Source organism: Tumidithrix helvetica PCC 7403 (assembly GCF_965232925.1).
Lineage (GTDB): Bacteria > Cyanobacteriota > Cyanobacteriia > Pseudanabaenales > Pseudanabaenaceae > Tumidithrix > Tumidithrix helvetica.
This window is the reverse complement of sequence record NZ_CBDDRA010000016.1, coordinates 1-23,726: the sequence shown is the minus strand read 5'-3', so window position 1 is coordinate 23,726 and position 23,726 is coordinate 1. Positions and strand designations below refer to the sequence as shown.

At 47.2% G+C, this 23,726-nt stretch carries 23 protein-coding genes; 10 read left to right on the top strand and 13 right to left on the bottom strand.

All coding sequences use genetic code 11. The features are described 5' to 3' along the window. Positions 1 to 201: 201 nt before the first annotated feature. Positions 202 to 372: a transposase gene (locus tag ACP2WE_RS15305; protein ID WP_425216511.1), complete on the top strand. Its 171-nt coding sequence runs from the start codon at positions 202 to 204 to the stop codon at positions 370 to 372. A gap of 135 nt (positions 373 to 507) precedes the next feature. On the opposite strand, the gene ACP2WE_RS15300 is transcribed toward ACP2WE_RS15305, so the two are convergent. Genes ACP2WE_RS15300 through ACP2WE_RS15285 form a run of 4 tightly spaced genes read right to left on the bottom strand, consistent with a single transcriptional unit; the run spans position 508 to position 2,419 of the window. Next, positions 508 to 1,344: a formylglycine-generating enzyme family protein gene (locus tag ACP2WE_RS15300; protein ID WP_425216413.1), complete on the bottom strand. Its 837-nt coding sequence runs from the start codon at positions 1,342 to 1,344 to the stop codon at positions 508 to 510. A gap of 39 nt (positions 1,345 to 1,383) precedes the next feature. Then, positions 1,384 to 1,797 (bottom strand): type II toxin-antitoxin system VapC family toxin, encoded by a 414-nt coding sequence (locus tag ACP2WE_RS15295; RefSeq protein WP_425216412.1) that lies wholly within the window; start codon positions 1,795 to 1,797, stop codon positions 1,384 to 1,386. After that, the gene (locus ACP2WE_RS15290; RefSeq protein WP_425216411.1) at positions 1,785 to 2,045 is read right to left on the bottom strand and encodes a hypothetical protein; all 261 of its coding nucleotides are present in this window, start codon (positions 2,043 to 2,045) and stop codon (positions 1,785 to 1,787) included. The genes ACP2WE_RS15295 and ACP2WE_RS15290 overlap by 13 nt, the downstream gene beginning before the upstream one ends. Before the next feature lie 32 nt (positions 2,046 to 2,077). Next, on the bottom strand, positions 2,078 to 2,419 hold the full coding sequence (locus tag ACP2WE_RS15285; protein WP_425216410.1) for a hypothetical protein: 342 nt from the start codon (positions 2,417 to 2,419) through the stop codon (positions 2,078 to 2,080). Between the two features lie 190 nt (positions 2,420 to 2,609). Here ACP2WE_RS15285 and ACP2WE_RS15280 point away from each other — a divergent pair, with 190 nt between their 5' ends. Continuing rightward, on the top strand, positions 2,610 to 3,074 hold the full coding sequence (locus ACP2WE_RS15280) for a DUF29 domain-containing protein (protein WP_425216409.1): 465 nt from the start codon (positions 2,610 to 2,612) through the stop codon (positions 3,072 to 3,074). Positions 3,075 to 3,163: 89 nt separating this feature from the next. Here ACP2WE_RS15280 and ACP2WE_RS15275 read toward each other — a convergent pair whose 3' ends face one another. From ACP2WE_RS15275 to ACP2WE_RS15265, 3 genes are read right to left on the bottom strand one after another with little or no spacing between them, the layout of a single operon-like run. Then, positions 3,164 to 5,791, bottom strand: coding sequence for an SAV_2336 N-terminal domain-related protein (locus ACP2WE_RS15275; protein ID WP_425216408.1), 2,628 nt, complete (start codon positions 5,789 to 5,791; stop codon positions 3,164 to 3,166). Continuing rightward, positions 5,788 to 6,774 (bottom strand): AAA family ATPase, encoded by a 987-nt coding sequence (locus tag ACP2WE_RS15270; protein WP_425216407.1) that lies wholly within the window; start codon positions 6,772 to 6,774, stop codon positions 5,788 to 5,790. The genes ACP2WE_RS15275 and ACP2WE_RS15270 overlap by 4 nt, the downstream gene beginning before the upstream one ends. A 3-nt stretch (positions 6,775 to 6,777) precedes the next feature. Next, positions 6,778 to 8,127 (bottom strand): VMAP-C domain-containing protein, encoded by a 1,350-nt coding sequence (locus tag ACP2WE_RS15265; RefSeq protein WP_425216406.1) that lies wholly within the window; start codon positions 8,125 to 8,127, stop codon positions 6,778 to 6,780. Positions 8,128 to 8,347: 220 nt separating this feature from the next. Here ACP2WE_RS15265 and ACP2WE_RS15260 point away from each other — a divergent pair, with 220 nt between their 5' ends. Beyond that, positions 8,348 to 8,605 carry a hypothetical protein gene (locus tag ACP2WE_RS15260; RefSeq protein ID WP_425216405.1) on the top strand — a complete coding sequence of 86 codons (258 nt, stop codon included), beginning with the start codon at positions 8,348 to 8,350 and terminating at the stop codon, positions 8,603 to 8,605. 144 nt (positions 8,606 to 8,749) lie between these two features. Here ACP2WE_RS15260 and ACP2WE_RS15255 read toward each other — a convergent pair whose 3' ends face one another. After that, positions 8,750 to 9,370: a type I restriction endonuclease subunit R gene (locus ACP2WE_RS15255; protein WP_425216404.1), complete on the bottom strand. Its 621-nt coding sequence runs from the start codon at positions 9,368 to 9,370 to the stop codon at positions 8,750 to 8,752. 70 nt (positions 9,371 to 9,440) lie between these two features. Between ACP2WE_RS15255 and ACP2WE_RS15250 the strand changes: the two genes are divergently transcribed. Then, positions 9,441 to 9,626: a hypothetical protein gene (locus ACP2WE_RS15250; protein WP_425216403.1), complete on the top strand. Its 186-nt coding sequence runs from the start codon at positions 9,441 to 9,443 to the stop codon at positions 9,624 to 9,626. Positions 9,627 to 9,630: 4 nt separating this feature from the next. On the opposite strand, the gene ACP2WE_RS15245 is transcribed toward ACP2WE_RS15250, so the two are convergent. Genes ACP2WE_RS15245 through hoxE form a run of 5 tightly spaced genes read right to left on the bottom strand, consistent with a single transcriptional unit; the run spans position 9,631 to position 14,612 of the window. After that, a complete protein-coding gene (locus ACP2WE_RS15245; protein WP_425216402.1) occupies positions 9,631 to 11,070 on the bottom strand; it encodes a Ni/Fe hydrogenase subunit alpha in 1,440 nt (479 codons plus the stop codon). Between the two features lie 57 nt (positions 11,071 to 11,127). Further along, entirely contained in the window at positions 11,128 to 11,673 is a 546-nt protein-coding gene (locus tag ACP2WE_RS15240; RefSeq protein WP_330483558.1) for an NADH-quinone oxidoreductase subunit B family protein, read from the bottom strand. Then, positions 11,661 to 12,377 (bottom strand): bidirectional hydrogenase complex protein HoxU, encoded by a 717-nt coding sequence (gene hoxU / locus ACP2WE_RS15235; RefSeq protein WP_425216401.1) that lies wholly within the window; start codon positions 12,375 to 12,377, stop codon positions 11,661 to 11,663. Before hoxU ends, ACP2WE_RS15240 begins: the two co-directional genes overlap by 13 nt. Positions 12,378 to 12,407: 30 nt before the next feature. Continuing rightward, positions 12,408 to 14,054 (bottom strand): NuoF family protein, encoded by a 1,647-nt coding sequence (locus ACP2WE_RS15230; protein ID WP_425216400.1) that lies wholly within the window; start codon positions 14,052 to 14,054, stop codon positions 12,408 to 12,410. A gap of 21 nt (positions 14,055 to 14,075) precedes the next feature. After that, complete coding sequence (hoxE, locus tag ACP2WE_RS15225; protein ID WP_425216399.1) at positions 14,076 to 14,612, bottom strand: bidirectional hydrogenase complex protein HoxE; 537 nt, start codon at positions 14,610 to 14,612, stop codon at positions 14,076 to 14,078. A gap of 786 nt (positions 14,613 to 15,398) precedes the next feature. Between hoxE and nifJ the strand changes: the two genes are divergently transcribed. From nifJ to hypB, 6 genes are all read left to right on the top strand, one after another. Next, on the top strand, positions 15,399 to 19,040 hold the full coding sequence (gene nifJ, locus ACP2WE_RS15220; RefSeq protein ID WP_425216398.1) for a pyruvate:ferredoxin (flavodoxin) oxidoreductase: 3,642 nt from the start codon (positions 15,399 to 15,401) through the stop codon (positions 19,038 to 19,040). Positions 19,041 to 19,099: 59 nt separating this feature from the next. Continuing rightward, on the top strand, positions 19,100 to 20,119 hold the full coding sequence (locus ACP2WE_RS15215; protein WP_425216397.1) for a dihydroorotate dehydrogenase-like protein: 1,020 nt from the start codon (positions 19,100 to 19,102) through the stop codon (positions 20,117 to 20,119). A gap of 41 nt (positions 20,120 to 20,160) precedes the next feature. Beyond that, entirely contained in the window at positions 20,161 to 21,366 is a 1,206-nt protein-coding gene (locus ACP2WE_RS15210; protein WP_425216396.1) for an ATP-dependent 6-phosphofructokinase, read from the top strand. 138 nt (positions 21,367 to 21,504) lie between these two features. After that, entirely contained in the window at positions 21,505 to 22,338 is an 834-nt protein-coding gene (locus ACP2WE_RS15205) for a dienelactone hydrolase family protein (RefSeq protein ID WP_425216395.1), read from the top strand. 12 nt (positions 22,339 to 22,350) lie between these two features. Further along, entirely contained in the window at positions 22,351 to 22,692 is a 342-nt protein-coding gene (gene hypA / locus ACP2WE_RS15200) for a hydrogenase maturation nickel metallochaperone HypA (RefSeq protein WP_425216394.1), read from the top strand. Between the two features lie 3 nt (positions 22,693 to 22,695). After that, on the top strand, positions 22,696 to 23,553 hold the full coding sequence (hypB, locus tag ACP2WE_RS15195) for a hydrogenase nickel incorporation protein HypB (protein WP_425216393.1): 858 nt from the start codon (positions 22,696 to 22,698) through the stop codon (positions 23,551 to 23,553). Positions 23,554 to 23,726 lie beyond the last annotated feature (173 nt).

Below are 23,726 nucleotides of genomic sequence, written 5' to 3'. Positions count from 1 at the left end.
GCCTCCAAAGTCTCATCTCATATCTCCCTTTATCCGTTAATCCAGACGCAAATGCTGCTTCTAATACCATTTTCAAAAGATAATGCGACGCATTATCTTTTGAAAGACCGCGCGGAGCGCGGAACTCAAATCTCGATCTGTTGCAAATCTAAGTAAAATTGGTATCACTTAGCTAAAGCGTTACGGGTTCCAGACAATGTCATCCTCTTATTTCAACCTCCTTACTGTCCAGAATTAAATCCGATTGAGCGTTTGTGGGAGTATCTCAAGAAAGATTTGTGTTGGAAGTCGTTTTCTAATTTGTCTGAACTTAGGGAAAGGGTTGAACGGCTTTTGGCAGAATTGACACCCAGCGATCGCCTATGGAGGTAGCTAACGATAAGTTAAAAACGCGATCGCGGCAAGGATAACGAGACTTGTTGGCGAAAAAAATTCGATCGCCTCACGGCGAATAGGGAAGAGCAAAGGAAAGAAGAGCAAAGGGTAAAAGGGAAAGAGGGCAAAGGGCTAAAAGAGTCCTGGGGGAAGCGCGACAACCCGAAAACCGATATTGAAGGAGCGGAAGTCGAGAGAGTTGTGGAAGCGATAGGCAGAACGGCAATGCCGAGGAATGTCGTCCCAAGAACCGCCGCGACGAATGTGTGAAGTTTTGTTAAGATCTGTCCACGCGCTCCCATCCGTTGGCGCTCCTTCGTAATTGTCGTGCCATGTATCTAAACACCATTCCCATACATTTCCATGCATATCACATAACCCAAAATCATTCGCTACGCCAAAATAGTCCACGGGTGTGGTTTCTTGGCGATATTCACCTTTCTCTCCTCGTCCATAAATCTCGCCGTTATAATTCGCTACTTTTGTAGAAATCGTCTCGCCATAATGAAATGGTGGATAAACTCTCTTACTCCCCTCGCCTTTTAGCTGAGGGGCTGGGGGTGAGGTCATAGCCCGACAAGCATATTCCCATTCCGCTTCGCTCGGTAAACTATATTGTCTTCCTGTCTTTTTACTCAGCTTTTGGCAAAATTCATTCGCTTCTTCCCATCTAACTTGCTCTACAGGTCGCCGATAGCTATCAGGTTTATCTTTAAAATGTGATGGATTTTTACCCATTATCGCCACATACTGCGCCTGCGTTACTGGATACTTTCCCATGAAAAATGCGGGCACTGTAACCTTGTGTTGCGGGCGTTCGTCATCATAACTTCCCTCTTCATCTTCTGCCGAACCCATCAGAAACTCTCCACTGGGGATATACATCATGTCTAGGGTGACAGATTCACTAAGAGGTTCGGGATAGAAGCGTGCTTTGCTTTTGTGACGGCGGATAATTAGAGATGTCATGAGAAAATTAAAGAGATCGCATTGTTTAAGTAACGTATTCTATGGAACTAAGATGAAACTGTTACAGTGCCTTGGTCTAAACAAGCTAAAGTCTCGACGATCTAAAGTTAGGACTGTTACAAGGTTTAGGCGCTCAGCAAGTGCCATAATGCTAGCATCTACAAAATCAATGCGGCTATCAGCATACGCTTCAAGAATTTCGGCAGTTCTCAAAATATCTGCCTCAATTAGCTCGACAAGTAAAAATCTACTCGCTGAAAGTCCCTTTAAAAATTTAACAACCGTAGCTATTCCAGCTTCGCGTCCGACCAAGTAGGCGACTTCAGCTAAAACAGTTTGAGGTAAAAGTATTTTTTGTTGTTGGCTATAGATGTCTCTCACAGTAATATGCCTTGGATCTGAACGGTTGGTTAGTGCTACAACAAATCCTGTGTCCGCGATTACGATTTCCATGTCCATCCAGAGTTGGGGGTGATTTCTAGCTGTAAAATTTCTTCTGACTTCTCAGCTAAATCAGGCGAACCTGCAAAAAGTCCAATCAGTGGGTCATCTTGCGTTGTCAAAAACTCTTGAGGTGAGTCAGTTTCTATGGGTTGATAGATTAAAATAATCTCTACATCGCGATCGACGGGTAAATCATTTAACTGAAGCTGTAGGCAGCCATCAGAACCAACATGAGAGCGAAGTCGAATCGTTTGCATTGCACAGCCTCGTTTTAAACAAGTCTAAATTCTCATTTTATCCCATCTTTTAAAGATGCCAAAATGCTTTGTTGTAGTCGATGGGTGTCACCATGCTGAAGGTGGGCTTGCCAACTAGAGAGCGATCGCGCCAAAGCCTGAAGATCGATTCTACCTTGAGTATAGGTAGTAGTTTGCCGCTTTAACCGCAGGCGAGCGCGGCGCAAGTTGGAAGTACGAATGCGATCGCGCAATACGCGAAAGCCGACAAAATTAACACCGATGCTGGTTGCAAAATCATCGACATAATGTTGTTGCGGTTGTCGAGATTGTTGTGGTTGCGATAGGCAGAACGGCAATTTTGAGGATTGTCGTTCCAAGAACCGCCGCGCCATTTTAGTTGACTAGCCCCAAGGCTAGCTTACCCCCTCTAGGGACAAAATGCCTAACTTTTTTAAAAATTGTGGGATCTGTCCCAGTTCTCAATGAGAGTGTGGGGGCAATTTATAAATTGCCCCCACGCTCTAGGCAAAAAACTCTGCTAGCATAAGAGCATCTTCCGATAGAGCCACAAGTGAGGTAGATATGACCAGCTTACAGTCCAAGCTAAACAATAACTTGCAATCCTCTTTATATGACTTAGATTATGTAAGATGGATTGAAAACACTGTGGAAAAACTACGCAACCAAAATTATACGCATGTCGATTGGGAGAATTTAATTGAAGAAGTTGCAGACATGGGGAAAAGCGAACGGAGAAGTTTAAAGAGCAACGCGATCGTTCTTTTGGTTCATCTTTTAAAATGGCAATTTCAACCGCTCAAAAGAACGGGTAGCTGGGAGCGCAGTATTATTGAGCATCGCCGACGCATCGGCGAGTCGCTACAAGATTCTCCTAGCCTAAAGCCTTACTTGGCAGAGATATTTATGGAGTGCTATCAAGAAGCAGTGTTACAGGCAAAAGCGGAAACTGGGCTAGCCTCAGAAAGCTTTCCTAGCCAATGCCCCTATGAATTGCAACAAATAATGGAGAGGGGTTTTTTGCCATAAATCAAATAAAAAAATTCGATCGCCTCACGGCGAATGGAAGAGAGCAAAGAAAAGAAGCGCAAAGGGTAAAAGGGTAAAAGAGCAAAGGGCTAAAAGAGTCCTGGGGGAAGCGCGACAACCCGAAAACCGAAATTGAGGTCGCGGAAGTCGAGAATGAGGTGGAAGCGAAAGGCAGAACGGCAAAATCGAGGATAGCTGCTCCAAGAACCGCCGCGACGAATGTGTGAAGTTTTGTTAAGTTCTATCCATGCGCTCCCATCCGTTGGCGCTCCTTCGTAATTGTCGTGCCATGTATCTAAACACCATTCCCATACATTTCCATGCATATCACATAACCCAAAATCATTCGCTACGCCAAAATAGTCCACGGGTGTGGTTTCTTGGCGATATTCACCTTTCTCTCCTCGTCCATAAATCTCGCCGTTATAATTCGCTACTTTTGTAGAAATCGTCTCGCCATAATGAAATGGTGGATAAACTCTCTTACTCCCCTCGCCTTTTAGCTGAGGGGCTGGGGGTGAGGTCATAGCCCGACAAGCATATTCCCATTCCGCTTCGCTCGGTAGTCGATATTTTCTTCCTGTCTTTTCGCTTAGCTTTTGGCAAAAATTATTCGCGTCATCCCAACTTATATTTTCCACAGGTCGGCGATTACTATCAGGTTTATCTTTAAAATGTGATGGATTTTTACCCATTATCGCCACATATTGCGCCTGCGTTATTGGATACTTTCCCATGAAAAATGCGGGCACTGTAACCTTGTGTTGCGGTCGTTCCCAAGAATAACTTCCCTCTTCATCTTCTGCCGAACCCATCAGAAACTCTCCACTAGGGATATATACCATCTCTAGAGTGCAATCTCGATCGATCTGTTCGACAAACTGTTGCCCTTCACGGTTTTCTTTAATAATTTCAATTTTTTGCTTTTTCGGTTTTGCACCAAGCCCAAACACACCCCTCGATCCTTCTGATTCTATTACCCTAATCTTTGCTGATTGATATTGAAATAGTTCTAGGAATTCAGATTCGACGACTTCAATTTTCGCCACCTCAAACTCATTTTCAAATAATTCTGGAAAGCGATCTAGCTTCTCTACAAACGCGGCAGCCTCACCACCCATAAGACGCAGCGTATCTCTAGCAATCTCTGCAAAAGTTAAAACCTCCCTATTGGGATAGTCGCCCCAAGACAGGTTGGGAACGAGAAATGCTTTGAAATTGCGACGAGCCTCGCCAAAACGTCGCTCGATATCCGCAGAAATTCTATCCTTCACATCCTTTGGTAAATTCTCATAAAGCTGATTGCCAATCTTTTCTACAGCCTCATGGGTTTGCGATCGCGGCATCGACCCAAGCAGCAGATCTTTAACCTCGCGATCGCATCTATAGCCTCCATTCTCTTGACGGCACAACAGTCCGCTCAAAAAAACTTCCGCGACATGCAAGGTACTAAATTCTGGAAAATTCTTTTGAATCAGACGAATCACGGACATACTCGCCCCTACCGCCGCGATCGTCGGCGCTAGTTTTCTCGCTAAAGGCGAAGCTGTACTCCAAAAAAGGCGTACAGTTTGCAGGGCAGTTGGTTTCACTGCCGAGTCCGCAGCGACGTAATCTTTCAATAAACTTAAATCAAGAACTACACCCGCAGTTTCCTGTTCTCCTGCTGCCATCACCTGCGCCCATTGTTTTAGCGGTTCTGGCTCGATTGTGACGACGGGCAGCACGATCGCCATGCGATCGGGGTTGTGGCGATTTGGGTCGTGAAGTAAGTGACGCTCGCTCGGCGGTAAACCTTCGACCAAAAAGCGATCGCTCAGGGGTTCTGACGATCGCGATCGCAGCCAGACAAAGTAACCAAAACCTAAAACGCTACGCTCCCAATAGCGCTCTGGCAAGAGCTGTACTACAGTCACGGGGTTTTTAGTCGTCCATTGTTTTAGCAAATCAGGTACTTTACCCGAGCGCCAGCCCGTAGAAGTACAGTCACTGGCAAACATCACCAAACAGCGACCGCTAGGGTCGAGCAATTCTTTGGGGCTGCGAGGGTGAGATTTTTTGCCCATCGCCGTTTGTAAAAAAAGTTGCGGTGGTGCATCGGGTCTAGCACTCAGATGCCAAAATCTCACATTGCGAAATACACCACTGCGTTCGACCCGATATAAAAAAGCGGCGATCGGATCTTTCCAAACCTCTTCTAAGTTTGTCTTCTCGACCACAAATGCCAAATCTAGCCAGCGTTCTAACTCAGGTCGCATGACTGGAATCCAGCTTTTTGTCTCAGCTCGCAAAATTGCTGTAGCTTCTTCGTCCAGTGTAAACAGCCTCGTCGATCGCACCTTTTTCATTAACGGGCGCAGCGATCGCATAATTTCTAAGCCTTTTGGTAAAGGCGATGCGTCGGGAATCTGAATGGGAAGCGATGGGGAATTGCTTGTTTGGCTCTTTTGCTGAGATGATTTGTCCTGTGGAGGTTGCGTAGCAACTGGAATAGGTGATTGCGACTTGGAAGTGGTCGATTCTCGATTTTCGCTAAACGATTCGCTTGGGGGGGCGGCGGGAGATATTACGGAGGGGAGATAGCTGACTTCCTGTGGCTCTAGATGCATGGCAAGCCATAGAATTTCAGCAAGTTCTGTGGCAGTCACCTCTAACTTTGCGCGATCGCGCAGCAAAGTCAGAACTTCAGCAATGGCAGGAGCGAGGGTCTCGTTCATTCATCCTCGGCGCTAGACAGAGATTGCAACAAGCGTTTTAAGACATCATCCAGTTCGCTATCATCGCTAAAGTTTTCCTGAAGCCGCATATGAATGGCATTTAATAGTTGATCGGTTGCCAAAGTACCACTCGCACGACTGTCAAAAAACGACTCAATCAGCTTCTCCGCTTTATCAGAAGTCTCAGCATTGAAATGTTTGGTAACAATCTTGCCGAGTTTTAAAAGGTCAGGACTAGGCATCTTTAGGCGTAGACAGCGACGCAAAAATGGTGGTGGGAAATCACGTTCACCGTTGCTGGTCATGATCACCAAAGGAAAAGCACGACAGCGCACAAATCCATTAAAAATCCCTGCTTTCTTGGGTTTACCTTTGTTGTCACCAGTGATTTCGCGATCGTAAGAATTGACATAATGTAGCGATGAACTTAGCCTTTGCAATTCGGGGATAGCAAATTCACCTTCCTCAAACAGATTGAGTAGGTCATTGGGTAAATCAATGTCGCTCTTATCAATTTCGTCAATTAGCAACACTCTTGGCTTATCCGTTGGCAAAAAAGCAGTTCCCAATGCCCCCAGCGTAATGTAGTCACCAACCTGTTTGCGATTGTCTTTCTCCTCTGTCTGGGCATCTTGGACTCGTGCGATCGCATCGTAACTATATAACCCATCCTTTAACAGAGTACGAGTTGTGATTGACCACTTTAAAACCTTTCCCAGTTCTAGCTCTCTGGCAACACTGTAAGCTAAGGTCGATTTCCCTGTACCAGGATCGCCAGTAATCAAGAGTGGTCGCCGCAAACAGATTGCCGCATTTACCATCTTAATGGCTACATCTGGCGGTTCAAAGTTCTCTCCCTTACGATCTTCGCGGGCTACTGCTCCTGCATCATCATCTTTAAAATCTCGCCAAGTAGGTGCAGGTGGCAATGTCCAATCATTGCGAGGAGAAGTATTCCCTTGATAAATCTTCCAAGTTGCCATCGTTTAGGTACTCTCACTTGTAAATATGGTAGCAGGAAACATGCGATAGGGATTATCCCATAACAAGTAGATGTAATGAGCATAATGTTCTCTCAGACGATCGGGTTCATCACCATGCTCAATCCAAACATTTTGTCGTAACTCGGCAAGCGATCGCGGCAAATTACCAACAGGTAGTGGAAACACAAAATCCTCTATCTCATTTGTTTTACGACCTTGATGCGCCCATACAGCCGTACATATAGGGCTTTCAGATATCTTATCTACTATTTGAGGAAATTCTTCTAGATTCCCTGTAAAAGAGCAACTGACATATTGGAATTTGTAAAATTGGCTACTAAAATCAACTATGCAGTTATTCCAAAGAATGCATACATCTTTGTAATTCAGTTCTATTTTCGCGATCAAATCATCCCAAGATTTTTTCCAATCCCCCATTTTTCTCTTTAAGTGCTTTCCTTGACGCTTCTGAAATCGAATAAAAAGTCTATATGTCCCATCTATTGACTGCGTTAACGATGCTAGATTGAGCCCCATCAATTTAATGGGCAAAAATATTTCTAAAATCAGGTCACTCAGTGCAACTTCAGCCCCAGATTCATCCAATAGTTCACGGATAACATCAACTATTTCAGTGTCTTTATAAGAATCCCTCAAATTGGAACAAATTGGAATCGGTTGCATTTCCTGTTCGATACTATCAGCTTGAAAATCTTTTAACAGAGCATATTGTATGGAAAAGTTTCCGTTGATGCTGTGATGATCCGCAACATAAATCATTAGACGATAACATTCCGAGCATTTAGTACTCGACTTTTGTCGAGATACCTGAACTAATTTCTCGCGATCCCCAGATTTAATATGAGTTTCCCATCTTGCTTTGATTTCATTTGGTATTCTGTTGTCCGAGTGGAGCAAGCAAGCAAAACGCGACAGTGCCTCAATTCCATCCTTTGTCTTCATATCGTTAAGACTTTCGCGGATCATTTCGTCACCTTGAGGTACAGTGCGATCGAATCCTTCAGGACAACATTTGCGATAGGCTTCGCTCATAGCCAATAAGACAGGATCATTCTCGATTTGCTCAAAGTATTTCTTCTCAAATGCTTTTGTTGTTGAATCTTTCGCTCCCAAAGCTGTCATCAACCCTTCAAGCCTAGATTTAATGCTTCGATGCTGACTATGAGCATCCATGATATTAGTCAGAGTTTCTCTATCAATAACAAAACCTTTTGCTTCTTTCAATGTAGGGACAAGCTCATTTAAGCTGAGCGATTCCCAAGTTAACTCTTTCAGTAGTTCCTTTAAGAGTTTTTGCCCATCTAGACTTAGTTTCCAATACTTTCTAGCCAAAATAAACCTCCTTCTGTGGAAAATCCACAACCCCCAGTGGAAAATCCGCAAAACCAGAGTTTTTTAGCCAAAAGCCTTTCAGGATAAAGCTTTGATGGCTAAAAAAGTTTTTCAAAAATCTGCTGATTATCCGCATCGATTATCCTCAAACCCATTCTCTGAATGCATTTCAATAGATTTAGTGCAGAAATCACATCTACTCGCAAAGAGGAACAAAGACATGAAAGACATTAAGAATCTAAATGAGAACAACGAAACCCAGTTGGATATCTCCGCAAATGAAGAAGGGATGCACGTAGAGTTGGAAATCTCTTGGAAGCGCTTGTCTCTTCCAGCTAAGATCTCTGGATTTTTGCTATCCCATCTGGTAACTTTCTGGTTAACTGCTGCTAACCCACCCTCGTTGCCCCAGATACCTGGTAGCACACCACCACAGATTGAGATACCGATTCTTTGCGATCGCAAGTCTGACATTTAGTTTGCCAATATCTACGCAACCTTGATTGTAACTGAAGCGATCGCTAAATGTAAAATTTTAGCGATCGCTCAATAATTTAGCCCCGTCCTAACAATTTAAAAAATAGTTGTAAAGCGTTTGCGATCGCTACGAGAAATCAAAACATCAAACTTCTATTTCTGCTATTTTGCGTAACACCCGCCACGCAACTTCTAACTCACCGCGATCGACAAAAGGAGCCAAAACCTTAGACATCGCATATTGCTTATCCTCTAGTTTCACAAACACAATATCATCACCATTCGTCAACATCGCAAAAGTTGGACGATCGCGATTGGGGCTAGCGATCAAATATGCCAAAGTTTGCGGTAAAGCAGACCAAACCGAAAGCATCGTTTTTTTGGACTCCAACACAATAATCCAAAGGCGATCGCGCAATACCAACACATCGATACGCCCCTGTAGAGTTTCTTCGCGATCGGATACATCGATCGAAATAGACTCCTCCGCCTTAATCCTAAAAGGAGGATCGTATAAACCCGCGATCGTCAATAATGGTGAAACTAACAGCAGCATTACCGTACTTTCAAGAAGATGTCCGCCCGACCGATGGTAGAGATAACGCCGCCATAAAACTTCTAGACCATCGCGATCGCTAGAACCAATCTCTGGTAATTGGTCGTACCACTCTGTAAAAAAATCCTTCGATTCGCTACGCCTCAAGCCAAATTTTCTCTCTGCTTCCGCGATCGTGGTGACAGCTTCAGTAACGGCTAGTGCTTGCATAGTGAATACTTTGAGTATGTTTTCAATACAATAATTCTAAGCTCTAGTTCTCTAGTCGTAACAAGTCGTTATGCGATCGTTGCCGATCGTTATGTTGCAAACCTGCGGTTGTGGGCTGTTAGAAGGCGATCGCTCTATCCAATCTAAAACTTTGGTCGTGCATTTATCGACATATCTCAACTTGTGGCAACCCGTTCGAGCGATCGCAGCACCACAACTGAAATTTTCAACAGCATATTCTTGGATTGCGTGCTGAATACTTAGCCCCCCTCTAAATTACGCCCGATTTGTTTTAAAAGATTGCCTTGGCGATCGCGAATTTGAATTTGCATCGGCATCTGACCTGCCGCGTGGGTAGAACAACTGAGACAAGGATCGTAATTGCGGATACCCGCCTCTACCCGATTGAGAAAACCTTCTGCAACGTCGCCATTGTGAATATAGTGTTTGGCAATCTGGGCAACGGTTTTGTTCATTGCTAGGTTGTTGTTCCCTGTCGCAATAATCAGATTCATCTTTTTAATCAGTCCATTTTCATCAATTTGATAGTGATGGAACAAAGTACCTCTTGGAGCTTCGCTCACACCCACCGCTTCTAGGTTATTGATGCCAGCATGGGCGCGGGTGCGGGAAGATAACACATCAGGATCTTCGATCAGTTCGGCGATTTTCTCAACACTAGCGAGAATCTCTAACAGCCGCGCATAGTGATAATAGAATGAAGAAGTAGCAACACCACCCACTCGTTGACGAAATTCATGCAACTCGCGATCGCCTCTTTCCGTACCAAAGCTAGAGCAAATATTTACCCTTGCCAGAGGTCCAACGCGATAGATGCCTTCGGGATAGCCCATGGGCTTGTAATAGGGGAACTTGAGGTACGACCAAGGCTCAACCGCTTCGCCGATAAAGTCGCGATAATCATCTTCGCTGAGGTTATCCGCGACAATATTGCCACCGCTATCAATAAAGCGCAGATGTCCGCCGTAGTGTTCCCATTCCCCATTTTTACCCACCAGACTCATAAATAGCGAAGGAAAGTTTCCAAATACCTGAATTTCAGTTTGCAGTTCCTCATCCAGCAGTTTCTTAAAGAGGCTCAGGGCATTTTCAATCGTAGCAAGAGATTCAGGCACGCGATCGCGTATCCACTGACGACCTGATTCGCTCAGTGGCGATCGCACCCCGCCAGGCACTGCCCATGCCGCATGGATTTTCTTTGCTCCTAGCAATTCGATGATTTGCTGCCCAAATTGGCGCAGGCGAATACCGCCCCTAGCCAGTTCGGGATCGGCTACCATTAAACCAAACACGTTACGCGTAGCAGGATTGCTATCCCAGCCGAGCAGAAAGTCAGGACTGCTGAGATGAAAGAAGGATAGAGCGTGGGACTGGGTAATCTGGGCGAGATTCATCAACCTGCGCAATTTCTCCCCTGCGGGAGGAATCTGCACGGCTAACAGTTTGTCGCCTGTTTTTGCCGATGCCATCAGGTGACTGACAGGACAAATTCCGCAAATACGCGCCGTAATCCCTGCCATTTCCCACATGGGACGACCTTCGCAAAATTTCTCGAACCCTCGATATTCCACCACATGAAAATGCGCGTCGGATACTTCGCCAGCATCGTCAAGGTAGATGGAAATTTTGGCATGTCCTTCAATGCGCGTTACGGGATCGATAACAATTGTTTTACTCATATATCCATTCCTCAACTTTCATCCTAGAAACCCTTCGTCACTGTCCCTACAGAATTGCTAGCCAAACTTAATCATTTCCCTACCTTCCATAACAGGCATCTCTCCGCGCAGTAATGGCTCGATCGCGGCTTTGATCCGATCGGCAGAGGGCGGACAGCCGGGCAGGTATAGATCGACATGGACGACTTCGTGAACGGGAACGACCCGTTCGAGCAGTTCGGGAACGATGCCTGGGGCATAGGGCAATTGCGGTGTAATATCGCCGAGTTCTAAATAGCTGCGTCGCAATACGGTTCCCGAGCCGTCGAGCATATTGCGCATGGCAGGAACGTTGGCAGTCACCGCACAATCGCCAAAGGAGATCAGTAACTTCGTGCGATCGCGAATTTTATGGATTAATTCCAGATTTTCTTCATTGGCGATCGCACCTTCCACCAAGCAGACATCGACATTTTCAGGATAGGTTTTCACATCTGCGATCGGACTGTAGACGACTTCAACATGTTTGGCGAGTTCAAACAGCCATTCGTCTAGATCTAAAAAAGACATGTGGCAGCCCGAACAGCCTGCCAACCACACACTGGCAAATCTTATCTTGTCCATTCTTTTTTCTCCCTTGCCGTGACCAGAAATTCCAACTTGTCGCGATCGTGCTTCATCTCTGCTACGGTCGAACCTGCGCGGAAAATTGCTCCCGTGGGACAGGCTTCTACACACTTGCCACAGGAGGTACAGGCTTCCACTTCGCCCCAAGGCTGATTCATCCCCGCCACGATCGCTGACTTGCCACCGCGACTAGCCACATCCCAGACATGCGCTCCTTCGATCTCGTCACAGACGCGCACGCAACGGGTACATAAGATGCAACGGTTGCGATCGAGCCCAAACAGAGGATGAGAGATATCGACGTTTCTATCGGGGAACTGATAGGGAAAACGGGAGTGATCCATACCCACTGCGATCGCCATGTTTTGCAGTTCGCAATTTTCATTTGCTACGCAAACAGCGCAGACATGATTGCCCTCAGCAAATAACATTTCTACAACCATGCGTCGGTATTCCTGAAGCTTTGGCGTATTGGTCTTCACAACCATGCCCTCGGCGACCTGAGTTACACAGGCAGGTTGGGGTCTACCGCTTCCCTCAATTTCCACAATACAGAGACGACAAGCACCCACGTCAGACACTCCTTCAAGATGGCAAAGCGTGGGGATGTAGATGCCTGCTTCCTGGGCCGCCATCAGAATGGTTTCATCGGCACGAGCGCTAATCATCTCACCATTAATTGTTAAAGTTTTTACTGGCATACTTTTTATCCTTCTCCCAATCGATGTAAGCTAAATAGCTGCGTGCGAATTCAGGACGTTCGTCGGCTGGTTACTCTGAGGAAGAGAACGATCTAGAAGCAACTTTAGATAATCCTCTCGAAAATAGCGCAGCGTGCTTAGGATAGGATTGGGAGCACTCATGCCCAATCCGCACAGGCTCGTATCTTTCACCATATAACAGATCGCTTCTAGATTTTCTAAATCTTTTAGGGTTGCTTGTTTTTTCAAAATTTTGGTTAAAAGTTGATGCATTTGTACCGTGCCAGCACGGCAAGGAATGCACTTGCCACAGGACTCATCGCGACAAAACTCCATATAGAAGTGGGCGACATCCACCATATTCGTAGCATCATCGATCGCGATCATGCCACCAGAACCCATCATCGTTCCCAGTGCCACCAGAGATTCATAGGAAACGGGGGTATCTAAAGCATCAGCAGGAATGCATCCGCCTGAGGGCCCACCAGTTTGAATGGCTTTAATCATCCCTCCGTCAGGTACACCTCCACCCATGTCTTCGACAATCTGTCTGACAGGGGTTCCCATGGGAACTTCAATCAATCCTGTGTTTTTGATTTTGCCCGTAAGTGCGAAGACCTTGGTTCCTTTGCTCTTATCCACGCCAATACCCGCAAACCAATCAGCGCCATGACGGATAATGGGTGTGATGTTGGCAAAGGTTTCCACGTTATTGATTAAAGTGGGATTTCCCCAGAGTCCAGACTCAGCAGGATAGGGAGGACGAGGGCGAGGAGTTCCCCTACCGCCTTCTACGGAAGCAATTAAGGCTGTCTCTTCACCGCACACAAAGGCTCCAGCCCCCAAGCGAATGTCAATGCGAAAATCAAAGGGTGAGTCAAAAATTTGCGACCCCAGTAAGCCCAATCGTTTTGCCTGCTGGATTCCCTTTTGCAAGCGCTGGATGGCAATGGGATATTCAGCCCGCACGTAGATATAGCCTTGATTGGCACCGATCGCATAGCCTGCGATCGCCATACCTTCCAGTATCCGATGGGGATCGCTTTCTAGGACGCTGCGATCCATAAAGGCACCTGGATCGCCCTCATCGGCATTACAAATGACAAATTTCTGTTCGCTAGGCATTTTAGCAACAGTTGCCCACTTAAGCCCTGTGGGATAACCGCCCCCACCTCTGCCGCGCAGACCGCTACGCGTGATTTCATTGATGACATCTTGCGGAGTCATCTCGTGCAGCGTTTGGTATAGCTGTTGGTATCCCCCTACGGCAATATAGGATTCAACCCGCATGGGATCGATTTTGCCGTTGTGTTCCAACACAATCCGCATTTGACGGGCAAAGAAGGGGTGTTCGAGATCGCCTTGTGCAGCGGTGGCGAAGCCACCTGCAAGCGCATCTACAATCGATGGTGCATCTTCAGCCGTTACCCTTTCGTAAAGAATGTTAGCGGGATCGATCGCTACCAATGGACCTCGACCGCAAAATCCCATACAGCCCACACTTTGTATCTCTACCCTATCTTCAATTCCCCGTGCCTTTACGGTTTCTTGCAAACGTTCGACCGCTGCCAGAGAATTGGAGGCTTGACAGCTACTGGAAGTACAACAGCGAATGCGAATATCCTTCTGATGCTCTCGTTCGTTTTTAGCAATTTCTAGCAGTTCGGCTAAATCCATTATTTTTTCCTCTCTCTTGGATCACTCGCGTTTGCCCAGACAATCATGCATAGTTGCCATCAGAGACTCTGGTGTTTGCTTGCCATGTACTTGTCCGTCCATCACCGTTGCTGGTGCAATGCCACAAGCCCCAATACAACGGGCTGTCATCAGGGATACTTTGCGATCGGCAGTGGTTTCGCCTGGATGAATGCCGATTTCTGACGCGATCGCTTCTAGCAGAGCATTCGCACCCTTCACGTAGCAGGTCGTACCCAGACAAACTACACAAGTATGTTCGCCCTGTGGCTTGAGGGAAAAGAGATGATAGAAGGTAGCAACCCCATAGACTCGACTCAAGGGTAGCTTCAGCCCTCGGGCGATATAAACCAGCACTTCTTCTTCCAAGTAGCCGAATGTTTCCTGAGCTTGGTGCAAGACTTCGATCAGGGCATCTTGGCGATAGTGATTGCGCTTCATGGCTAGATCGAGCGTCTTGAAGCGGCGAATGCAGCTTGGATTTTCTGAAGACGACTTGTTTTCTGATTTTGGTTTCGTCGTAGTACCTGAAGATGGCATGGCTACTTTCCTCTATGCGATTTCCTCTATGCGATTTCCTTGATGCGAACCAATAATGTTGGAACCTTTCAACCTGCGCGTAAAACCCCTAGATTTACATTTCCCTAATCGGAAAGAAAGCAATTATTTGCTAATTCTCAAAAATAAAAATGTAAAAATGGATATAGATCCTAGATATTTCCTACCTTATTTAATCTACCTTATTTAATTATTAGATCGAATTGTGGTTTTGCAGCAATTAAAAGGTTAATTTTTTTATATTCCCAAACTCTTTAACGTAATTTAACCTTTACCAAATTGCTCTTTAATATAGATCTCACCTTAATATAGAGCAATCCTATTTGATTTGTTTGATTTATATGTCGTAGTGGCAATTCATGAATTGCCACTACGATTCCTGTAAATTCAGGCTCGATCGCCCTATGCACCAAAGAATACGAACGATCTCTTGGAATAAATAATTAAGTTTTGGCATTCTTCTTTACTATTTTAATCGATAAAATTTGAGATTTCACCTAATGAATAAAACAATAAATGAAGACCTCACTAAAACAACAAATTTGTTGTTTTAGTATTCTTGTAAACCAATGTTTAGAGATGCAACTATCGGATAATTTCCCTGTTAAGCTATCAATAGAGAAAGATAGATTTTTAAACGAAATCCAAGCTCGCGATCCATTTACCAATGCTTAACGGTCTGTATTCTTCGAGGAAATAGGCTAAGGGAGTTCAATTAGGATTTTGCGTAAAGTGAATCTATCTAGTAATTCGTTGAGGATTGCATCTATGAGTAGTAAAAACTACGCGACGTTGGATGGGAATGAGGCGGTTGCCCGTGTTGCTTACGCTCTGAATGAAGTTATTGCAATTTATCCGATCACACCAGCGACACCCATGGGGGAATGGGCGGATGCTTGGTCTGCGGAGGGAAAAGCGAATCTGTGGGGAACTGTACCCATCGTCGTGGAAATGCAAAGCGAAGGGGGCGTTGCGGGTGCAGTGCATGGCGCATTGCAGGCAGGTTCCTTGACTACCACCTTTACCTCATCGCAGGGCTTGTTACTGACGATCCCCAACCTTTATAAGATTGCAGGCGAACTTACGAGTGCGGTGATCCATGTTGCAGCGCGATCGCTGGCTGCACAGGGACTCTCAATTTTTGGGGATCACAGCGATGTCATGGCGGTGAGGGCTACGGGTTTTGCCCAGCTCTGTTCTGCTTCCGTGCAAGAAGCCCAGGATTTTGCCGCGATCGCCCAAGCCGCTACCTTAGAATCGCGCATTCCTTTCATGCACTTTTTCGATGGCTTTCGTACCTCTCATGAGATTCAAAAGGTAGAGATACTATCGGCAGAGACTTTACGCGACCTCATGGAAGACAAGTGGATGCTTGCCCATCGGGCGCGATCGCTGAGTCCCGACCGCCCCGTGCTGCGTGGCACAGCCCAAAACCCCGATGTCTACTTCCAAGCAAGGGAATCGGTTAATTCCTATTACAATGCCTGTCCTGCGATCGTGCAAAAGGTGATGGATCGATTGGGGGACTTAACAGGGCGTTATTACCGCATTTTTGATTATTACGGCGCAGTGGATGCCGATCGCGTTTTGATCCTGATGGGATCGGGATGCGAAGCTGCCAGCGAAACGGTGGATGCGCTGAATGCCCGTGGCGAAAAGGTTGGTATCCTGAAGGTGCGCCTCTATCGTCCGTTCGATGTCGAACGGTTCGTTGCTGCCCTGCCCAAGACAGTCAAGCAAATTGCCGTGCTCGATCGCACCAAAGAGCCGGGATCGGCGGGCGAACCGCTCTATCTCGATGTTGTAACGGCATTCCACGAAGCATGGGATGGCGAGACGCCCAAAATTATCGGTGGTCGTTACGGGCTTTCGTCGAAGGAATTTACGCCTGCAATGATTAAGAGCATCTTTGACAATCTCGCGCAAGCGAAACCAAAGAATCATTTCACGGTGGGGATTAACGACGACCTCACTCAGACCTCTCTAACCTACGATCCCAGTTTCTCTACGGAACCGATCGATGTGGTACGCGCCATGTTCTACGGCTTAGGTTCCGATGGCACAGTGGGAGCTAATAAGAATTCCATCGAGATTATTGGCGAAGAAACGGACAACTATGCCCAAGGTTACTTTGTCTATGACTCCAAGAAATCGGGTTCGATTACGGTTTCCCATTTGCGGTTTGGGCCCGATCCGATTCGCTCCACCTACCTGATCGATCGCGCCAATTTTATCGGCTGCCACCAATGGAATTTTCTGGAATGGCTGGATGTGTTGCAATTCGCTGCCGTCGGTGCGACTTTCCTGATCAATAGTCCCTACCTAGTGGCAGAGATTTGGGATCGCCTGCCGATTGCCGTACACGAACAGATTATCCGGAAATATATCAAGGTCTACGCGATCGATGCCAACGCGATCGCGCGCAATAACGGCATGGGGGCGCGGATCAATACGGTGATGCAGACCTGCTTCTTTGCCCTGTCAGGGGTGCTACCACGCGAAGAAGCGATCGCCAAGATCAAACAGAGAATCGAACAGACCTACGGCAAAAAAGGGGCGGAAATCGTGCGGATGAATATCCAAGCCGTCGATAACACGCTGGAGAATTTGCACGAGATGCTCGTACCTGCCACAGTTACCAGTACAATTGCGATGCGATCGCCCGTTCCAGCTAATGCCCCTGCGTTTGTGCAGGACGTGCTAGGTAAGATGATTTCCCGTTGTGGCGACGAACTGCCTGTCAGCGCTCTACCTGTCGATGGAACCTATCCTACGGGTACGGCGAAGTGGGAAAAACGCAACATTGCTCAGGAAATCCCCGCCTGGGATCCAGATGTTTGCATCCAGTGCGGCAAATGTGTCATGGTCTGCCCCCACGGTGTAATTCGCGGCAAAGCCTACGAACCAACGGCACTAATCGACGCACCGCTTACATTTAAATCCGCCGATGCCAAGGATCGCGATTTTGAGGGTCAGAAGTTCACGATTCAAGTTGCACCTGAAGATTGCACGGGTTGCGGCATCTGCGTAGATGTCTGCCCCGCCAAGAATAAATCCATGCCTTCGCGCAAAGCGATCAACATGGAACCGCAGTTACCCCTGAGGGAGCAGGAGCGCGATAATTGGAACTTCTTCTTAAATTTGCCCAACCCCGATCGCCGCGATTTAAAACTCCATCTCGTGCGACAACAGCAACTAGAGGAACCCCTATTTGAATTCTCTGGAGCCTGTGCTGGTTGCGGCGAAACACCCTATATCAAACTCGCGACCCAATTATTTGGCGATCGCATGTTGGTTGCCAATGCCACAGGGTGTTCTTCGATCTATGGTGGCAGCTTACCAACCACGCCTTGGTCGCAAAACGCCGAGGGACGCGGGCCTGCTTGGTCGAATAGCCTGTTTGAAGACAATGCCGAATTTGGCTTAGGCTTCCGCCTGTCTCTGGACAAACAAGCCACCTATGCTGCTGAGTTATTACAGGAACTCAGGGATGTAGTGGGAGACGAACTCGCTACTGCCATTCTGCAAGCAGAGCAACACTCCGAAGCGGATATCTGGTCGCAGCGGGAACGGGTTACGCAACTCAAGCAACGCTTGTCGGAAATAGAATCTGTAGGGGCAAAGCATTCGGCTAGTATCTCTTCGGAATTACCCACAGATGTCGATCTGAATGCTTCGCCTCATCTATCCAAAATCCAAACATTACAATCCCTCACAGACTATCTCGTGAAGAAGAGCGTCTGGATTATCGGTGGTGATGGCTGGGCTTATGACATCGGTTTCGGCGGACTCGATCACGTCCTATCCAGCGGTCGTAACGTCAACATTCTGGTTTTGGATACGGAAGTCTACTCCAATACGGGTGGACAATCTTCTAAATCCACACCTCGCGCTGCTGTCGCCAAATTTGCCTCGGGTGGCAAACCCTCACCCAAAAAGGATTTGGGGCTGATCGCCATGTCCTACGGTAATGTCTATGTCGCCAGCGTTGCCATGGGAGCGAAGGACGAACATACCCTGAAAGCCTTCCTCGAAGCCGAAGCCTACGATGGGCCCTCGTTAATTATTGCCTACAGCCATTGCATCGCCCACGGTATCAACATGCAAACCGCCATGACCCATCAAAAAGCCATTGTCGAGAGCGGACGTTGGCTGCTCTACCGCTATAACCCCGCGCTCAAAGCCGAAGGGAAAAATCCCCTACGCCTCGATTCGGGATCGCCGAAAAAGACCGTGGGAGAATCGATGTATGCCGAAAATCGCTTCAAGATGCTTACCAAGAGCAAACCAACCGAAGCCAAGCGGCTACTGCAATCGGCTCAGGAAGATGTCAACCTACGGCGCAAAATGTACGAGTACCTAGCCAACCAGCATCAAGACGAGTCTGAAATACCCACGCCAAAATCATGATGCAGTAAGGAATCTGCCCGATCCAAATAGACCCGACTACCACTCACCATTGACGCATTATGGATCTTACGACTACCTATCTCGGCTTAAACTTGCGATCGCCTCTCGTACCCTCTGCCGCTATGCCTCTGAGCGAAGACATCGATAACATCAAGCGTATGGAAGATGCAGGTGCGGCGGCGATCGTCCTCCATTCTCTATTTGAAGAACAACTGGCACAGGAAAGATTTGAACTGCACCACCACCTCACCTATGGCACAGAAAGCTTTGCTGAGTCTCTCACCTATTTCCCCGAACCAGAGGCATTTCATGTCGGACCAGAGCTGTATCTAGAGCACATTCGCAAAGCCAAAGAAGCTGTAAATATTCCCATTATTGCCAGCTTGAATGGCTATACGCCTGGGGGATGGGTGGAGTACGCCCAGTTAATGCAGCAGGCAGGAGCCGATGCGATCGAACTGAATGTGTACTACGTGCCTACCGATCCCAATGTCACAGGGGCAGAGGTGGAACAAAACTACATCAATATCCTACGCGATGTCAAAGCAGAAGTTACGATTCCCGTGGCGATCAAACTGAGTCCATTCTTTAGCAATATGGCAAATATGGCAAAGCGTTTGGACGAGGCTGGGGCAGATGCGCTGGTTCTGTTCAACCGTTTCTATCAACCAGATATCGATATTGACAATCTCGAAGTCTATCCCCATCTGGTGCTAAGTACACCCAGTGCCACGCGCTTACCCATGCGCTGGATTGCCATCCTTTACGGACGCATTCAGGCTGACTTGGCGGCTACGGGTGGGATTCAGCGAGGTCAGGATGCGCTCAAAATGCTGATGGCTGGAGCCAAAGTCACACAAATTTGCTCAGTTTTACTGCGTCATGGAATCGAGCATATTCGCGAGATCGAGCAAGAGATCGTGAATTGGATGGAAGAGCATGAATATGTATCGATTAAACAGATGCAGGGAAGTATGAGTCAGATCAATTGTCCCGATGAAAGTGCCTTTGAACGGGCGCAGTATATGAAGGTGATTCAAAGTTACACGAGCGATCGCGCGACTAGTTCAGTCCGTTGATTTGATAAATTACAAAAGCACATTTGCCATGAGAAAAACGTATGACGGTCACTCCAAAAACGAATAATCACAAACCCAAACGCATTGGCATTCTCACGAGCGGCGGCGATTGTCCCGGTCTCAATGCAGTAATTCGGGCAGTGGTTAAAGTGGCAACCTTTAAATATGGTTGGGAAGTATATGGAATTCCCTATGGTACCGATGGTTTCATCGATTTACTCGTTGGCAAACGTCAGCCTGAGGACTTGCGAATTCGAGAACATGGTTACGATATCCCAGGATTAGTCCAGGGGTTGGATATTCTGCATTTCTTGAGCGGTAGCGTACTGGGATCGGTCAGCAAAGGCGATCCCGCTCAACATGCCGATGAGATTCTGCAAGGCTATGAGAAATTGGGCTTGAACGCCCTGATCGTCATGGGGGGCGATGGCAGTATCGAGATTTTAGAGAAATTGGCACGTCAAGCCAACGAAGAAGGAAGCCCCTGGAATTGGGTTGCCGTTCCCAAAACCATCGATAACGATGTTCCCTATACCGAAGTTTCCGTAGGATTCGATACGGCAGTCAATCGTGTCACCCAAGCACTGTACGATCTCACCTTTACCGCTGCCAGTCACGATCGCGTCATGGTGGTTCAGGTCATGGGGCGAGATTCTGGTTATCTAGCCATGGAATCGGGAATTGCTGGGGGCGCAGATGCAATTTTAATCCCCGAAGTGACGCCTATCCTAGACGAACATGTGATGAAGGGGATTTGCTGTCATATTGCGCAGTTGCGCCGATACGGGCGGCGGTTTGCCCTAATCGTCGTCGCCGAGGGCGTCAAAAATCATCTCGGTCAAAAGGAGCATTACATTGGTGACTATTTAGCCAGCCAAATTCAGGACTACAGCAATAAACTTCATGGTACGGGTGAGCCTGAATTTAGTAACTTGGACAAGGTCGATACGCGTGTGACGACATTGGGACACCTACAACGAGGCGGAACACCCACCTCAACCGATCGCCTCTTAGCAACTGCTTTTGGAAGAGAGGCTGTGGAACTAATTGCCAATGGCAACTTCAACCAAATGGTGATTTGGCAAAATGGAAGGGTAAGTAGCGTGCCGATCAGTCACGTGATCGAGCAGATTGCCAAAGCCCGTAAAGAGAAAATTGCCCCCTCATGCGTCGATCCGCAGGGTTTTTTGGTGCGCACGGCTCGCGATATCGGTATTTATGTCGGAGAAGTTGATGCTACATCCTAATATTACTGGCGATCGCACTATCTATTCGGAGCCATTGAAACAGTTTTCACCTTGCGAGGGCTATTCTAGAAAACTCTGAATAGGTTATCCTAGAAAACATGAAGTAGATTGCCCTGTAACAATGAAAGGAATTTCGTTATGACAGAACTAACCCGTCGCCAGTTTATTGTTACCAGCAGCTTAGCCGCAGGCTTTGCGATCGCCGCCCATCCCCTTTCCGCCGCAACAGTTACAACCGATTCCGTCGATTTAATTGCGGGCGAAGTCAAGATTCTTGTTAAGGGGGGTGAAATTCCAGCCTATCGCGCCATGCCAAAATCGGGCAATAAATTCCCCGTAGTGCTTGTCGTGCAGGAGATTTTTGGCGTTCATGCCCATCTTCAGGATATCTGTCGTCGCTTAGCGAAGTTGGGCTACCTGGCGATCGCACCCGAACTTTATGCCCGTCAAGGTGATGTATCGAAGCTGAGCAATATTGATGAAATTAGGAAGGTAGTTGCGAAAGTACCCGATGCACAGGTCATGTCCGATCTCGATGCTACGGTGGATTGGGCAGCTAAATCGACGAAAGGCGATGTGCAAAGATTGGGAATTACGGGCTTCTGCTGGGGTGGTCGCATTGTCTGGCTCTACTCAGCTCACAATCCTCAGGTCAAAGCAGGGGTCGCTTGGTACGGTCGCTTGGTTGGCGAACCTACGCCCCTCATGCCTAAATATCCCGTAGACATCGTCGCTCAACTCAAAGCCCCAGTTCTCGGACTGTATGGCGGTAAGGATACTGGAATTCCCAGCGAAACGGTGACTCAGATGCGCGAGATCCTAAAGGCAAAGCATCAAAATTCGCAGATAATCCTTTACCCCGATGCGCCCCACGGCTTCTTTGCCGATTATCGCGCCTCCTATCGTCCAGCAGCAGCCAAAGATGGCTGGCAGCAGCTACAGAAATGGTTTAAGCAATATGGAGTTTCCTGATTTCCTTAACCCATGCACGAACTCAGTCTGATGGAATCGATGTTAGAAATTGCCCTAGAGTCGGCGCGCGATCGCGGTGCACAGAAAATTCACCAGATCGATTTGCGCGTGGGAGCGCTATCGGGCGTAGTTCCCGAAGCGCTAGAATTTGCCTTTGATGCCTGCACCCAGAATACGATCGCCGCAGGTGCGAATCTCAAGATAGAATTAATATCAGCCCTATGTCATTGCGAGCATTGCGATCGCGAGTTTTCGCCGCCCGATATCATCTATGACTGTCCTAATTGCGGCAAAATTAGTAGCAAACTGTTGCAAGGGCGAGAACTCCAGCTAACTTCGATCGAGGTATCTTAAATTATGTGTACGAACTGTGGATGTAGCGATGTCGGAGAGTTTACAGTGCATAGTAAGAATGGAGAACACGAACACCATCACAGTCACGGTTTGGTGCATCACGATCGCGATTCCGATCGCCAACATCACCATCATGAAGAAACGGTTTCTCCCGCCCATCACGATCGCCATCGCCATATTGAGATCGCGCAATCCATTTTGTCTAAAAACGAACGATTGGCAGAGCGCAATCGGGGCTTTTTCATAGCGAAGGGTTTGCTAGTCTTGAACTTGCTCTCTTCTCCCGGCTCTGGGAAAACGGCATTTATCGAACGTATGTTAGAGGATCTGGGTAAAAGCATGCCTACTGCTGTAATTGTGGGCGATCTGGCAACGGATAACGATGCCCAACGCCTACGGCGTTCGGGGGCAGAAGCCATTCAAATTACGACAGGCGATGCTTGCCATCTAGAAGCAGAAATGGTCAGTCGTGCTGTCCAAAAACTACATCTTGATGGTATTAAAGTATTAGCGATCGAGAACGTCGGTAATCTCGTCTGCCCAGCTGCCTACGACTTGGGTGAAGATTTGCGCGTAGTTCTTTTCTCTGTGACAGAAGGAGAAGATAAGCCACTCAAATATCCCACCATGTTTAAAATTGCCGATGTGGCGATCGTCAACAAAATCGATATTGCTGGCGCTGTGGGCTTCGATCGCGAGACCGCTCTTAGAAATATCCAACAGGTCGCCCCACAGGCAAAGATCCTCGAGGTCTCCGCCCGTACGGGAGAAGGTATGGAGGCTTGGTATGATTTTCTCAGGGAGCGACTGAATCTGTCACCTAATTTGCAGACTTCCCTAGCGCTCGCAAATTGTACGTAACTGTTGCCATCGAGTAATATGTTAATGGGAGCATCTCAATTAGGCACTGAGCAAATATACTTAGGGGCATAGAAATAACCGTTGAGGTAAGCACAACGATGCTTCAAGACTTGAGCAACATTGTGACGGTTCCATTGAGCACCAGAAATCTTGACCCGACGACCAATCTGTTT